We start from the raw sequence: 15,166 nt of genomic DNA, 5'->3' as shown, positions 1-15,166 counted from the left end.
GTTCTTTACGCTCGAATCACGCTTCTTTCGACATAGGTTGTTCCTGCAAACGTTTATAATTCTTTTTCTCTTGATACATTTTAGCATCGGCTTGTTGTACCAAGCTCATGGCATCTATATAGCCTTGCTGATGGTCTGTTTGACAGAGCCCAATACTTAAACTTAAGCCTGCTTCCATTTCAGCCACCGCTTCTAATAAACGCGGGATAAAACTCGCTTCCACATGCTTTTCACTACATCCCGGCAAGACCAAACAAAATTCGTCTCCGCCATAACGGAAGCAATGATCATCTAAACGTGCAACCGACTTTATGGCCGCAGCAACCGTTTGTAGTACCTGATCTCCACGTGGATGACCTTGTTCATCATTGATCTTTTTAAAATCATTGATATCAATAAACACTACTGTTACGGGTTCATGATTACGCTGTGCGGTATATAAAATACTGGTCAATAAGGTCGATAAATGCCGGACATTTAACAGTCCTGTTAATGGATCGCGCTGTGAAAGTTCTTCCATTTCTTGTGCACGAAACTCTAGCGCATGCGCATACTGTTCCATTTTTTCACGGGAGATCTTCACCTCATTAATCAAACTCCACACATAGGTTTCCACCACCAATGTAGTGTCGAACATAAAGAGCTTTTCCAAGGTGTTAATAATCCGCTGATATTGTTCCGTATCATTAAAGGTACGCTGAATTAAGCGAAACAACATGGTCTTTAGGGTATGCACCGCAGAGAGATACAATTTCGGCTCTACACCTATACGCTTATGAACCAAACCAATCCGTAAACGGTTATTCACATACGCGCTGTCATAGCGCCCGGAAAATAAATCCAATAAATATTGATGCTGCGCGCGTTGCAAACGCTTCAAGGTATCAAGATCACCAATCAAAGTGGCAATTTCTGGAATTGAGGTCTGATTTTCATAAAATTCATCGACCATACTGTCGAGTATCGGCGCCACAATTCCACCAATCGAAGCCAGTTCCGCCAGCTCTAAATCAGTCAAGCCAAGCAACTGTTTACGTCGTTCTATATCTTGCATCGAAATATGCATTTGATGCATCAATGTTTGGTTGGTTGCTTTCATGAATTGGATACCCTTCCTGCCAAATCAATCCCTTCAAGCGTTTACACTGAGTTTCTATGCAGTAGGTCTTCATGCCTGCATGCAAAGCTTCCACCGTTCACTTTTGGGTTTTGGCTATCATTGATGATGACGCGTTTCTTTCAGCTCAACGGTTTTGCATGGGCTTAAGTTCGGACGTCAACATCATATTCCTCGTCTATTGGCTCATTTTTTCTGGCTTATTCTGATTCTGGCTTATTTTGGCTAACACGATTCCTGTATTTAGCTGATTTGCTCTGCATAATTATTTTTATTCTGCTTCCACGATAACTGATATTTCACTGACTGTCAGCATAAAAAAACGCCCCTAAGGGCGCATTTTTTCGATATTTATTCCACTTTTAAAATAAATATGGACGTACAAAAATCAGGAAGAACAGCCCCAACATCAGGAACCACTTTAAAAAGTAATACAGTGAACGATTGGTTTTTTTCAAGGCTTTGGCTTTTATGCGAATTTGATAGACATAGCCAAATACTTTATTTAAACCACCTGTTTTATCACCGCTTTCATTCGGTGAACTTGCAGCAGTCATGACATTTTTACCAAACCAATGGTTAAAAGCTTCCATCCACTTTGACTTTAATGGCCGTTCAACATCTGCAAAGAAAATGATCCGGTTCTGATCCGTTTTATTTTCAGCATAGTGAATATAAGTTTCATCAAACACCACACTCTCGCCGTCACGCCATGAGTACCGCTGACCATCGACATCAATAAAACAACGGTCATCATTGGGCGTCAGTAAGCCCAAGTGATAACGCAATGAACCTGCATAGGGGTCACGATGACGAACTAAACGACTGTCGGGCGCCAACTCAGTAAACATCGCGGCTTTAATAGTGGGTAAATTTTTTAACAAGGCCGTAGTTTTTGGGCAAAGTTCAGCAGCCGAAGGATGAGCTGAGTCATACCATTTTAAATAAAAGCGTTTCCAACCTGTTTTAAAGAACGAGTTAAATCCAAGGTCATCATAAGTACTCGATGCTTTGATGCCCCCTTTTTCATACAAGGCCTTGGCTTCATCACGAATCATTTCCCAGTTTTCATCTAAGACTTTTAAATCTTTAAAATGCTGCGTGTCGATATAGGGTTGACTCGGCACTTTTGAAAACATGTACATGAGAAAATTGATCGGTGCGAGCAATGTCGAATGATCAAAAAACTGACGATAAAATGAATGACGGACTTTACCGCGTTGCTGGATATAAAACGCAGAAATGACAAAGACCGCCAGGATAATCCACTTAATCATATGAGGACCTGGTGCTAATAAGCATTGTGCTTAATGAAAAATTAACTTTTTTGAGAACGCGGCGAGTATAGCATAGTGCTCAGTGATGCGTAAATAAGCAGCATAGAACACTGTGTCTCAGCAAAGATGGATGACAATGTTAAAAGTGAATTGACCATTCTGCCGAAAAATACACTTGCTTTTTTCTTGAATTTTTCTTTTGCATCTCAATCTATAGCTTACATTTATAAAAAAATGTGAACTGAAACATAAGCTTCAACATATTTAATTAGAGCGATAGCGATTAAAGGCAGATCCAAAGGCTATTTCCAAAAGAAATTTTGATGACCCTAGCGTCACGGCTTGATACAACTTGTTATGTTCTTTTTAGATATAGTTATCGTAAGATTAGCGAGGCATAAAGTGTACGCAGGAACCGCGTACTCGCTTCACAACATCAACTTAGAAGTCCTCCAAAATAAAGGAGATCAGGCATGATCCACGCTGGCAATGCCATTACCGTCCAAATGCTTTCGGACGGAATTGCAGAATTCCGCTTTGACTTACAAGGTGAGTCGGTCAACAAGTTTAACCGCGCAACAATTGAAGATTTTAAAGCTGCAATTGACGCTGTTAAAGCAAACGGTGACATCAAAGGTTTAATCGTTACTTCAGGTAAATCTACATTTATCGTGGGTGCAGATATCACTGAATTCGGTGACAACTTCGCTCAAGGCGAACAAGCGATTGTGGATTGGGCATTGCCTGTTCACGACATCTTCAATGCGTTTGAAGATCTAAACGTTCCTAAAGTTGCTGCAATCAATGGTATGGCATTGGGCGGCGGTTTTGAAATGTGCTTAGTGTGTGACTATCGTGTGATGTCAGAAGCTGCACAAGTTGGCCTTCCAGAAATCAAACTGGGTATCTACCCTGGTTTTGGTGGTACGGTTCGTTTAAGCCGCGTGATTGGTATCGACAATGCGGTTGAATGGATGGCAATGGCTGCACCGAAAAAGCCGGCTGCTGCGCTCAAAGACGGTGCTGTTGATGCAGTTGTTGCTGCAGACAAACTACAAGACGCTGCAATTGACCTTGTGAAACAAGCGATTGCTGGCCGTGTAGACTGGAAAGCAAAACGTCAAGAAAAATTAGATCCTGTTAAATTGAACATGCTTGAACAAATGATGGCATTCAATACAGCGAAAGGTGCAGTTCTTGCTAAAGCAAATCCTGCACAATACCCAGCGCCAAAACTTCTTCTAGACTCATTACAAGCAGGTGCAAGCCTTCCACGTGATGAAGCATTGAAAATCGAAGCGCAAGGTTTTGCTAAAGCGGCTGTGACTCCACAAGCAGGTGCGTTAATTGGTTTATTCCTTAACGACCAAATTGTGAAGAAAACTTCGAAGAAATATGAAAAAGGTGCACACCCTGTCAACCAAGCAGCTGTATTAGGCGCGGGTATCATGGGTGGTGGTATTGCTTACCAAGCGGCAAGCAAAGGCACACCAATCATCATGAAAGACATTGGTAACCCACAATTGGCGTTAGGTATGTCTGAAGCGAACAAATTGTTGACTAAACAAGTTGATCGCAAAAAAATGACTGCGGCGAAAATGGGTGAAACTCTTGCGCGCATCCGTCCGACTTTAAGCTATGACGAGTTTAAAGAAGTGGACATCGTGATTGAAGCAGTTACAGAGAACCCTAAAGTTAAGGGTATCGTACTTGCTGAAACTGAGAAGAATGTTCGTGAAAACACGATCATTGCTTCGAACACATCAACCATTTCAATCACACGTTTGGCTGAAAACCTACAACGTCCTGAAAACTTCGTAGGTATGCACTTCTTTAACCCAGTTCACATGATGCCATTGGTAGAAGTGATCCGTGGTGAAAAGACGTCTGCTGAAGCGATTGCAACGACTGTAGTTCTTGCTCAGAAAATGGGTAAAACACCAATCGTGGTCAATGACTGCCCGGGCTTCCTTGTAAACCGCGTATTGTTCCCTTACTTCGGTGCATTTGACCTTCTACTGAAAGACGGTGCTGACTTCCAGCAAGTTGATAAAGTGATGGAAAAATTCGGCTGGCCAATGGGTCCTGCTTACCTCATCGACGTTGTGGGTATCGACACAGGCGTACACGGTGCAGAAGTGATGGCGGAAGGTTTCCCTGACCGTATGAAGCCTGACTTCAAAGGTTCAATTCAAACGATGTATGAAGCAAAACGTTTGGGTCAAAAGAATGACGTTGGTTTCTACAAATACGAACTTGACCGTAAAGGTAAGAAAGCCAAAGTGGTTGATCCAGTGGCTTACGAACTTGTGGCTTCTGTTGCAACTGCGGAAAAACGTGAATTTGATGCTCAAGAAATCATTGACCGTATGATGCTGACGTTCTGTAACGAAACTGTTCGTTGCCTAGAAGACAACATCGTAGCGACTGCTGCTGAAGCAGATATGGCGATGATCATGGGTGTAGGTTTCCCTCCATTCCGTGGTGGTCCATGCCGTTACATCGACCAAACAGGTGTCGCTGAATACGTAGCACTTTGCGACAAATATGCGTATTTAGGTAAGGCTTATGAAGCGCCACAAATGTTGCGTGACATGGCTGCAAACAACAAAAAATTCTACGGTTAAGGAGCAACGTGAATGGCTACTTTAAATCCACGTGACGTTGTCATCGTTGATGGCGTACGTTCAGCAATGGGTAAAACCAAAAATGGTATGTTCCGTAACGTACGTGCTGACAGCTTATCTGCTGAATTAGTACGTGCGCTTGTTGCTCGTAACCAGTTTGATACCAATGAAGTTGAAGACGTAATCTGGGGCTGTGTAAACCAGACTCTAGAACAAGGCATGAACATTGGTCGTAACATTGCGTTATTGGCTGATCTTCCAAAGACTGTTGCAGGTCAAACAGTGAACCGTCTTTGTGGTTCTTCTATGCAAGCAATCCACACAGCGGCTGCGCAAATTGCAACCAACCAAGGTGATATCTTCATCATTGGTGGTGTAGAGCACATGGGTCACGTTGGCATGATGCACGGCATCGACATCAACCCAGAAGCGTCTAAGCATTATGCAAAAGCGTCTAACATGATGGGCTTAACGGCTGAAATGTTAGGTCGTATGAACGGTATTTCTCGTGAAGAACAAGATGCGTTTGGTGTTGAATCACACCGCCGTGCTTGGGCTGCAACACAAGAAGGTCGTTTCAAAAATGAAATCGTGGGCGTTGAAGGTCACGATGCAAATGGCTTCAAAATTCTATGCGATATCGATGAAGTGATTCGTCCTGATGCAAACCTTGAAGCATTCCAAGCTTTACGCCCAGTATTCGACCCGAAAGGCGGTACAGTAACTGCTGCAACATCTTCAGCTTTGTCTGATGGTGCTTCTGCAATGTTGCTGATGTCTGCTGAACGTGCTCAAGCATTAGGTCTTAAGCCACGTGCTGTAATTCGCTCTATGGCGGTTGCAGGTTGTGATGCTGCGATCATGGGCTTTGGTCCTGTACCAGCAACTCAAAAAGCACTTAAACGTGCTGGCTTGTCAATTGCTGACATCCAAACGTTTGAATTGAACGAAGCGTTCGCAGCACAAGGTTTGTCTGTTCTTAAAGGCTTAGGCATTTATGATCAACAAGACCGTGTGAACTTGAACGGTGGTGCGATTGCGCTTGGTCACCCATTGGGTTGTTCTGGTGCACGTATCACAACGACTTTGCTGAACGTCATGGAACAGCAAGATACACAAATTGGTCTTGCGACCATGTGTATTGGTCTAGGTCAAGGTATCGCAACAGTGATTGAACGTGTTTAATTCTTAAATACGTGACTAAAAAGAACCCCGCTTTTGCGGGGTTTTTTAATAAAGATTTAATTAGATTATTAACACAATTTATGCATAATACGCATAGAAATCAAACAAAACCAAACAAGAGTTTCTATGAAAAATATTGTGTTACCACTGATCGCCAGTCTTGCATTTACAGGTTGTGCAACAACAAAAATCTCCGAAGAGTCGCGCCAAAAATTAAATCAGACCCAAGCTGCAATCCAAGTAAAACCTGTAGCGATTTTTGTGAACTCATGCCTTTTAACCAATGAATTAGGGAAAGATTTAGTACTCATCGAGCCTACTAAACTTACAAGTGAGAAGTTTATTCAAACTTTTACACAACAGTTAAACCAACATAATGTCACTGTTAGTACCTCTGCTACGCCGTTTATTTGTGGTTCAATGCCTGAAGAACAGCTTAAAAAATACGAATTTCAGGTTGATAGCAATTCTAAAAGAGCGCCTATCAGCACATATCCTCTTCTAAATCAAAATAGCAATATGACTGATGATCAACGTGCAGCAGCATTTGCACTTACTCAGTTTATAGCCAAAACAGATGCTGTAAATTTATCAAATGTTCGAAATAGAAATGCAAAACTAGATATGCCTCAGCTTGATGAAAAAACTGTCAAGACTTTAAAAGAATGGGCAAACTCAAACTATATTTTTTTAGTTTCGCTTGATGGATTGAATGCATCTGTAGGAAGTAAATTTGCAATGGGTGCCTTAAGTGTAGGTGTAACACTAGCAACTATGGGTGCAGGTGCTGGAATAGTTACAGCATACATGCCTAAGGAGGGTCAGCAATACTCAGTTCGTTTATTAAACTTAGATAAACAAACATTCGAATGGCATAAAGCTGACTTACTTAAAGGTAGAATCTACTCTAGTAATAACCACAATTTACAAGCAGATCAAATCCTTAATCCATTGTTTGAAACTAAAGTAAATTAAGTTCGGGCTCAGATATAAAGTTGCATGTTGAGTACAACGCTTTTCAGCATGCAACAACAGAGATTAAGTGTTCAAATTTACCACATTTAGGCTTAACAAGGGTCAGCTCTAAATAAGTTTAAAAATTCATTTCGTTAAAATATTCTATGACCACTAAAAAAATAATCAACATCATTTATTAACCTTAATTACTCATTTGGGTACATTTTATTAAATTACTCGACCTACATATAAATACTACCAAACTAACTCAAAAATGGTTCCCTTTTTTCAGTTTAAGTAAAGTAAGTGTTGAGTTGATCCCCAACTCTTCAACTCAACATCTTAAAATACTAGGCTTAAATTTTCTGCGCCAACAATGTCGCAAAATGCTGTTGAATTCGATTTCCCTGCGCATCCACCCGATGTAAATCACCGACATTTTCATTGTATTTCACAATGTTCCAGCCCGCATACAAAGCACTTAACTCTCCTGCTTTAAAGCTAAAAGGAAAGTCAGACTGTGCCGGAATATCATCGGTGTCCATCGCACAGACAATCAGGTTAAAACCATTCACATTGGTCGCTTGCTGCATCTGAGTAATCAATGGTTTCACCGTTGCTGCTTCTAAAAACATCATCACCACCGTACAGCAAATAAAGTCGTATGTACCTGTTATGCTTGGGTCAGCGTTTAGATCACGCTGCTGCACATGAATATTTTCAATGCCTTCCGCAGCGATCACCTCTTGCAGCTTGTGCAAACAGTGTGGATTAACATCCCATGCATCCACCTCAAAACGCTGCTCAGACAGCTGACTTAAGTACAGCGAATTACGCCCCTGCCCACAGCCGACATCCAAAGCACGTTCACCATGCAAATACGGTGTTGCAGCCAAAATTTCTGAGTGTGTTGGGCTGAGTTGATACTTCTTATAAAAATAGTCCTGTGCTAAGCAATAAAAACTTAACTGACATTGCACATCGTCACTCGCAGACACAATCTTGTGCCACGCCTGTGGTTCTATAAACGGCGGTGGTAGGTCTGGACTAAATACATGCGTCGAGAGGACATTTCCAGACGCATCTAACATGGCAAAATTTACTTCACCTTGCAGCACGGTGAGTTTTGCCCATGTGCCTGCTTTGGTATTGTGCTGTTGTTTAAAACCTTGTGGAATCGACTGCTGCGTCCACACAGGGAGCTGTTTATAACAAATAAGCTGCTGCATCTGTAGTTATCCCTCATGCGACGTTATTTTTATGCCATACCAATGGCGGAAATGTATATTCACCATAACGGCTTTAACAGTGATTTTAAATCAGCTTTGAATTAAAAATTTCGAATGCTGTGGAATGTACGCTGTTTTTGTTTGTTTTTCTGCGTAACACCATGTTATCCGTTTGTAACATTGGTGGAATATTCACACAATCGAATCCCTCACTCTGTGCCGTGTAACCTAAGCGCTGTTGATAAGGCATAAAATTTACAATGCCTTATTTTAACTAAGTTTTATAGAGTGATGACTATGAACGCGATCAAAACTACTTTAGCTGTTGCTTTAGTTGCTGCTACAACTTCTGCTATGGCAACTACTGCTGTAGAACAAAAACCTGCAACTGCTGTTGAAGCTGTAAAAGCTCAAGCTGCACAAGCGAAAACTGCAACTGTAGCTGCTGCTCAAGCAACTAAAGATGCTGCTAAAACTCAAGTGGCTGTTGCAGAAAAAGCAACTCAAACTAAAACTTTAACAGTAAAAGAAACCACTAAAGCAAAAACTGCTGACATGAAAAAAGCAGTGGTAGAAAAAGCAGCGGCAACTAAAGAAACTGCAGTTGCAGCAAAAGACGCGACTGTAGCAACTAAAGATGCTGTTGTTGCAAAAACTGTAGCAACTAAAGACGCTGTCGTTGCAAAAACTGTTGAAGCAAAAGATGCGGCTGTAGAAAAAGCAACTGATGCAAAAGAAGCTGTTGAAACTAAAACTGAAGAAGTAAAAGCTGAAGCGAAAAAAGACTGTGCTAAAAAATGTGCAGAGAAAAAAGCTGAAGCAGCGAAAGCTGAGAAAAAAGGGTTCTTTTCTTGGTTCAAAAAAGCAGCTTAATCATTGATTAAATGCTAAAAAAGATGCCTTCACGGCATCTTTTTTTATGCCCATTTAGACTGCAATACTGCTTTCTGCCAACGGAATAATCTTTTGATAAACAAACTGATTTTTCCCCTGTGATTTCGCCTGATATAGGCAGGCATCGACATACTGTAGAGTCGTGGAGTAATTGGATAAACTCAACTGTTGAAACTCGGCCAAGCCCATACTAAAGCTGACATCTAGCCTTAATTGATCTTTTCGAAACGGCACATGTTCGCAGCGTTCCAATATCGTTTCACACAACATTTTACCCTGCTCCAAATCGGCACCTTCGAGCAAAATTAAAAATTCTTCACCGCCCCAACGACTGATAAAACTCGCGCGTGGACTACAATTTTTTAAGATTTTTGCCAAATGCACCAAAACACTGTCCCCCATTTGGTGTCCATATTGGTCATTAATTTTTTTAAAATTATCGACATCGAGCAAAATGACACAGCCTTTATCAACCGCACCCTCTATAAATATTTGTTCTTTAAAGGCATGGCGATTTTTCAGCCCCGTCAACTCATCGCAAAAACTCACACGTTGCAAAGCAAAATACAGGCGTTTATTTCGTGCATACAGCTCACAAATAAACATGAAAATGATCAGATAAATACCCAATGCCAAACGATAAGAACTGATCCGCGAGAGCATATGTACCTGTGCATCTGACCAATATTCCCCAGCCAATGGCATGGCACCATACCAGCCACAGATCAGCGTCATTAAACCAATCAGCCAGCAAAAAGTTTTGAGGTCGTATTTGATCGCGTAATAACACATCAATAAAGGCAAGACCATGCAGGCATAGAAGATCTGATCATTTGAGATCACATATTGCACGGCCAATGCCACGATCAGATAGCCATAATCTATCCACGGTACATTCATCCAGCGCTGAACACCAAATAATAAACACACCACAGCCAAACTTGTTGCAAATTGCTCTAGAAAATAATCAACAAAGGCAAAGTATTGGTTGTCCATCTGAAAGCATGCCACGAATAATAGACTGCCTGCAAAAGCACCCACGATACTCGGAACAGTTAGCATCAAGGTTCGTTTAAAGCGGCGCTTTTTTAAATGGCTCAGTGCCAAATAGGCTTTAATAAATACCCAAATTTGAAATGCCGAAATCGCACACAGGAGAAATTTATCTTCTAAAGTTTTGGCGGGATCGACCATCAGCGAGGCCACGAAGATCGCACTAAAAGCATAGAGCACGATCAGTAAGTCGTGGCTTAAATGCTTCCGCATTAAAATCATGCCATAGGCCGCGAATGCATTTACCACCCAAACAGGGCTAATAAATAATTCATAGGTATAGCCTATCGACACCAATGAAACCGCACATATGGCAAGCCATAGCAGTATTAATTTTTTCATACGCTAAAAAAATCGTCTCTAAAAATGGCGATAAACCTTTCATTCAAAGCCAATCGGTCTAAGGTTAGAATGCTTGCAAGTTCAATACAGCTCAGCTTCTTATGCGTTATAGGCTGCTGGCTAAAAATTTATGTTTAAATTTTCGGCGTATTTTAAGTGATTTAAGTCACACTATTGATTAATAGTTGTATTAAATTTGCAATTTAAACAATCGAAGACTGTTTTAAAGCCAATGTTTTTTGCGTTATTCATGCTAGTTCGGAACTCAGTTCCCAAAATGATGCTCGATAGAAACAAAAAAGCCATCCGCTAAAGGATGGCTTTCACTTGTATAACATGTCTTGAAGCTGTGCTGAATAATTTGAATGAAAGGACTTATTTTAATATTTGTAATTGTTCCATCAACCAAGCCATGTATTTATCTTGATCCATAAAGTCAGGGGCCGTCCCTGTATCCAAACTATAAAATTGTTGATTAAATTCAATCACAATTTGTTCAGTCAAATGCCAATCTTCAATCATGCGAAAATACTGACTGAAGAAAAACCGGTTCTTGCCCCAATTGTTTAGACTTTCCAAACGTGGATATTGGCGGTTCGCAATAAAGTCGATATAGACCTGCTGAATATCATCAAAAATCTGAATAGCTCGCATGAGCATGGACCTCTATATGATGTAAAACCCTGCTATAAGCCACTTTATCGCGCAAATTTGAAAGAGTGATGACAGTCAGTTAAAGCTTTTGTTTCAACTCTGAACGGTTCTTTTGGCGGATCTCATCCATTTGTGCATTGAGCGCTAACATCTCTGTATAAAGCTGATTAAACTGCTTTAAAGGTGCATCTTCATAGAACATAAATAATTTATTTTTCTTTTCCCATTTATTGGCTTTCAGCACAGCAAAAATTTCATCAGCCTTCGCCAAGCTTTGCTTTTCTAACTCAAATAAAGCATGCGACTCTTCACTATCACGACTGTCTCTTAAACTCTGGGCAATTTGCTGACGAAACACCTGTTTGACCGCCAACTGTTTGGCCTGTGCTAAACCATTTTCCTCTTGCTGTGAGGTTTTTTGCTCATAAGCATCGACCACAGCATGCACCTGTTGCAGCATTTGCTCAGTCTCTTGATATTGGTTTTTTTTATCTTGCAACAAGCGATCGATGTCGAGAAATTTATCCCAATTCAGTGCTTTAAGATCACGAATATATTGATTCCGCGCTTCTGCACGCTGCAGCATTTGGCTTAAAATAAAATCCGACATGATTTTATAATCACCCGTTAGCCGTGCATCTGTCACATTAAGTTGTATCGGTTCTTCCCAGTGCTGAGCTTGCTGAAAAATTTGCTCGGTCTTTTCACGCAAAACCGTTTCATAGGTCGAGAGTTGCACAGCTTCTTTTTGCTGTACTGAATATTGATAAAACATCCATCCAAAGACCAATAGCGTTGCACTGGCCAAGACAACAAAGATACGCGGCATAATGAGCTCCGAATGCCCTTTTATTCAGTTTAACCAAAAGTTTGAAGGTTGACGATAAAATAGCCATGCTTTTTAAGAAGGCTATTTGAAAACATCAATGTCAATACACTTAAATTGCGCATGTCATCAAAACGAAAATTCATGGATAAAACATGAATTTTCGCCTTCAATTTGCTGTAGAGATGTATTCGATTATGGGGTCTTGATCGGATTGGTATTTAACTGACGGTCAATATTGCCAAGATTGATTTGATCACGACTGATTTGCACATTGGTTGCATTACGGTCTATCCCAAAGGGTTGCAACATAATATATAAACCATTGCGTGGATCAGAAGACTGTAAACCTGCGGCAATATCCAAAACATGCTGCTGCATCAAAGGTGATAAATTCGACATATCAGGCACTGCTGTGGCAGGCAAGACATCTACATTTGACACGATTGTTGCATCGACACCTTTGTTTTGCGTATCGCGCTCAAGTTGCATCACCCGTTGCTGTAAGGCTTTACGGCGATCGACCTGCTCTTGATACTCAACAATGCCCGTCTCTGCACGCATTTCACGCTCTGCCATAATGGTTAAAGCAGGCATCTGAATAGCTTGTTGTTCGGTATCCTCAGCTTTTGTAGTGGCTTTTTCCGCAGCCAAAGTACTCATAGCCGTCATTGCTGCGCTAACAAAAACCAAAACGGAAACAGATTTAGGGAGATTCATCATGTTCATTCCGAGAGATTTAAAAATAGAAAATTGAAAAAATTAACACTGCCATTATTGTACAACAATTAATCAATTTACTAGATTGAACCCCGACAAACGGCACGAAAGTACAGCCGATTCAAACCTCACGTTGCTCATTCTAGACTTAAGATTTCATCCTTTATCTATCTATATTGCGGCTACTTTTTCTTTTTTATACGGTCCCGATTCTTAATAGCACAGGAAATGACAAAGCAAACTCTTGCTGCGGATGACGGCTAAAGAAGTCGTGCAAATCTGCACACGGTTGATGTGTTGGATGTTGCTGTTGATAGTGTTTTAATCCAGACCACGTTTGCAAATAGTCCAAAATTTGCTGTGCACTCCACCTATAATTTAAAAACAGCTGAGGGACTGCTAAACCCTGAAATGGATACGGAATACTGCGATATTCTTCGTCGATGTAACGACGTTCAGCATCCTAATAGCCCTTTAACGTGACAAAATACAGATCCTGTAAAAGCTGGTTCAATTCCGCATGTTCAAATTGAATCAGACCATAGCCCACAATGGCGATGTGACCATGGGGTTTCAATACGCGTCGTACTTCCGCATAAAAGGCAGCAAAATCGAACCAATGAATCGCTTGCGCAACTGTGATTAAATCCGCTGAATGGTCAGCAAGCGGACAATGTTCTGCGCTAGCTTGCTCATAACGTACATTGTCTAAATTGGGTGCTTGTGCCAATTGTTCGGCACTCAGATCTGTCGCTAAAACCTGTTGAAAATAGGACGCCAAACCTTTGGTAAATTGACCTGAACCTGCACCACAGTCCCATGCCAGTTCACGCACGGCAACATGCTGCAAGATGCTATCGACGACTTCAGCAGAATAACTTGGACGTGATTGTTGATACAGCGCACTCCCTGTAGAGAAAAGGTCTTTCATTGTAAAAATTATTTATTTTTTTATCAGTTTAATCGAATTTTTAGAGTCGGAAACTAGCACTTAAGTCATAGCTTCAGCGATAAAATTTGAGCTTCAAATATTTACTTAATCACATGCTGTATATAAAAACTGGTCTGTGCAATCGGGCTTAATTGATCATTCATTTGATAATATTTCACATCATAGTGCCCTGGCTTCCAGCCAGCGACAGGACTAAAACTGACCCAATTCTGTTCACGCTGAGCACTAATCCGTTGAGGCATAAAAAACAGCACTTCTCCAGTAGATTGATCGCTCCAACGTACAAAAACCTGCTCATTATTCGGAGTTTTTCCTAAAGTATCAAAGTGAGCAAACAACTGCTGCTCTGCATAAATGTCACGCGGCAGTACATTTTCAACCCCGTATTCTTGCTGTGCCATAACCGCGGCTCGTCCACTCATAGGCTCATGAGGATTATTTTTTGCATCAACAAATTCGCGTACAAGATGCTTCGCAAATTCGCGTTTGTTTTTTATTGCCGATAAATCATAGCTGGGAAAAGCTTGTTTTAAATATTGATCCAACTGTTGTGGTGTCGCCTGATCAATGACGGCATTCACCTGAGTCATTTGATTTTTAAGTTGCTGTTGTAATTCGATATTATTTTCAGACTGCTCAGGTATATTCTGCTGAAGGTTTTGAATAAACCTAATCCCTGTCTGATCTCTATTACTTTCTATAACTGTAGGATCATCAGATACAGTATTAGACGGGGCTATTAAATAGCCCAATCCAAAACAGACGAGTCCAATCAACATTGGCACAATGAATTTCATCAGCATTAATTACACGTAATCGTTTCAGTCACGTTATTCGCCAGCGTGATTTTCAAACTTCCATTTGTAAATAATGCCCCCTGATTCACTTCTTCTTTAGTTCGATTACTGCCTGACAATAATCTTAATCCTTCTGATGTACAGATTCCTGTCTGGGTATCATTTGTTAGCTTTAATACACAGCCTGCTGTTGTCACTTTATGGGTATTTGCTACAGGTTGAGTACATATTGCCGTGATCACATTTGTAGACGGTGTTTTAAGATCACACGCTGAACAATCTCGACTTGCACTACCGCATGCATTTGCTGCTTTTTCACTGCGGCAAATATAGGTTTGAGTACCAAAAGTAAATTCTTTTTCATAAGATGAATTAAAACTCCCACTGCTTCCACCACCACATGCTGTTAATAAAGCACTTGTCATTACAGTTAAAGCCATTAACATTTTGTTCATATGCATTGTCATACCTTTTATTTTTAAAAATTTTTTTAACTATTAGTCAAATTATATTCGGTAGATTGTAGCAGTTAAATT

14 protein-coding genes and 1 pseudogene are annotated in these 15,166 nt (G+C 40.8%); 5 read left to right on the top strand and 10 right to left on the bottom strand.

The features are described from left to right. Positions 1-16 precede the first annotated feature (16 nt). Entirely contained in the window at positions 17-1,099 is a 1,083-nt protein-coding gene (locus FTV27_RS08455) for a diguanylate cyclase domain-containing protein (RefSeq protein ID WP_180024933.1), read from the bottom strand. On the opposite strand from FTV27_RS08455, the gene FTV27_RS17185 reads away from it, so the two are divergent. Beyond that, positions 1,098-1,223, top strand: a complete 126-nt coding sequence (locus FTV27_RS17185) for a hypothetical protein (RefSeq protein WP_257230000.1) — start codon at positions 1,098-1,100, stop codon at positions 1,221-1,223. The genes FTV27_RS08455 and FTV27_RS17185 overlap by 2 nt on opposite strands. Before the next feature lie 256 nt (positions 1,224-1,479). On the opposite strand, the gene lpxO is transcribed toward FTV27_RS17185, so the two are convergent. Beyond that, the gene (gene lpxO, locus FTV27_RS08450) at positions 1,480-2,394 is read right to left on the bottom strand and encodes a lipid A hydroxylase LpxO (RefSeq protein WP_078190472.1); all 915 of its coding nucleotides are present in this window, start codon (positions 2,392-2,394) and stop codon (positions 1,480-1,482) included. Positions 2,395-2,867: 473 nt separating this feature from the next. Here lpxO and fadB point away from each other — a divergent pair, with 473 nt between their 5' ends. From fadB to FTV27_RS08435, 3 genes are all read left to right on the top strand, one after another. Beyond that, the gene (gene fadB, locus FTV27_RS08445; protein WP_180078002.1) at positions 2,868-5,021 is read left to right on the top strand and encodes a fatty acid oxidation complex subunit alpha FadB; all 2,154 of its coding nucleotides are present in this window, start codon (positions 2,868-2,870) and stop codon (positions 5,019-5,021) included. A gap of 12 nt (positions 5,022-5,033) precedes the next feature. Then, entirely contained in the window at positions 5,034-6,206 is a 1,173-nt protein-coding gene (gene fadA / locus FTV27_RS08440) for an acetyl-CoA C-acyltransferase FadA (protein WP_180078000.1), read from the top strand. A 126-nt stretch (positions 6,207-6,332) separates the two neighbouring features. Continuing rightward, positions 6,333-7,181, top strand: coding sequence for a hypothetical protein (locus FTV27_RS08435; protein WP_180077998.1), 849 nt, complete (start codon positions 6,333-6,335; stop codon positions 7,179-7,181). Positions 7,182-7,519: 338 nt separating this feature from the next. Here FTV27_RS08435 and tehB read toward each other — a convergent pair whose 3' ends face one another. Beyond that, positions 7,520-8,392 (bottom strand): SAM-dependent methyltransferase TehB, encoded by an 873-nt coding sequence (tehB, locus tag FTV27_RS08430; protein WP_180077996.1) that lies wholly within the window; start codon positions 8,390-8,392, stop codon positions 7,520-7,522. Positions 8,393-8,689: 297 nt separating this feature from the next. On the opposite strand from tehB, the gene FTV27_RS08425 reads away from it, so the two are divergent. Beyond that, complete coding sequence (locus tag FTV27_RS08425; RefSeq protein WP_180077994.1) at positions 8,690-9,265, top strand: hypothetical protein; 576 nt, start codon at positions 8,690-8,692, stop codon at positions 9,263-9,265. A gap of 54 nt (positions 9,266-9,319) precedes the next feature. On the opposite strand, the gene FTV27_RS08420 is transcribed toward FTV27_RS08425, so the two are convergent. The 7 genes and pseudogenes from FTV27_RS08420 to FTV27_RS08390 all read right to left on the bottom strand — a co-directional run bounded on the left by FTV27_RS08420 (position 9,320) and on the right by FTV27_RS08390 (position 15,085). Continuing rightward, positions 9,320-10,681, bottom strand: coding sequence for a GGDEF domain-containing protein (locus FTV27_RS08420; RefSeq protein ID WP_180077992.1), 1,362 nt, complete (start codon positions 10,679-10,681; stop codon positions 9,320-9,322). 375 nt (positions 10,682-11,056) lie between these two features. Beyond that, the gene (locus FTV27_RS08415) at positions 11,057-11,335 is read right to left on the bottom strand and encodes a hypothetical protein (RefSeq protein ID WP_078190480.1); all 279 of its coding nucleotides are present in this window, start codon (positions 11,333-11,335) and stop codon (positions 11,057-11,059) included. 79 nt (positions 11,336-11,414) lie between these two features. Continuing rightward, a complete protein-coding gene (locus FTV27_RS08410) occupies positions 11,415-12,164 on the bottom strand; it encodes a hypothetical protein (protein ID WP_180077990.1) in 750 nt (249 codons plus the stop codon). A 192-nt stretch (positions 12,165-12,356) separates the two neighbouring features. Next, positions 12,357-12,884, bottom strand: coding sequence for a hypothetical protein (locus tag FTV27_RS08405; RefSeq protein WP_227591847.1), 528 nt, complete (start codon positions 12,882-12,884; stop codon positions 12,357-12,359). A 193-nt stretch (positions 12,885-13,077) separates the two neighbouring features. Next, positions 13,078-13,812, bottom strand: a pseudogene (locus FTV27_RS08400) (class I SAM-dependent methyltransferase). 101 nt (positions 13,813-13,913) lie between these two features. After that, a complete protein-coding gene (locus FTV27_RS08395; RefSeq protein WP_180077988.1) occupies positions 13,914-14,636 on the bottom strand; it encodes a hypothetical protein in 723 nt (240 codons plus the stop codon). Further along, positions 14,636-15,085, bottom strand: coding sequence for a hypothetical protein (locus tag FTV27_RS08390; protein WP_180025927.1), 450 nt, complete (start codon positions 15,083-15,085; stop codon positions 14,636-14,638). The genes FTV27_RS08395 and FTV27_RS08390 overlap by 1 nt, the downstream gene beginning before the upstream one ends. Positions 15,086-15,166 lie beyond the last annotated feature (81 nt).

The sequence above is a fragment of the Acinetobacter sp. YH12251 genome (genome assembly GCF_013417465.1).
In the GTDB taxonomy this organism is placed as follows: domain Bacteria; phylum Pseudomonadota; class Gammaproteobacteria; order Pseudomonadales; family Moraxellaceae; genus Acinetobacter; species Acinetobacter amyesii.
Note: the sequence above shows the minus strand (reverse complement) of the source record. Positions and strands in the feature narration are given on the sequence as shown.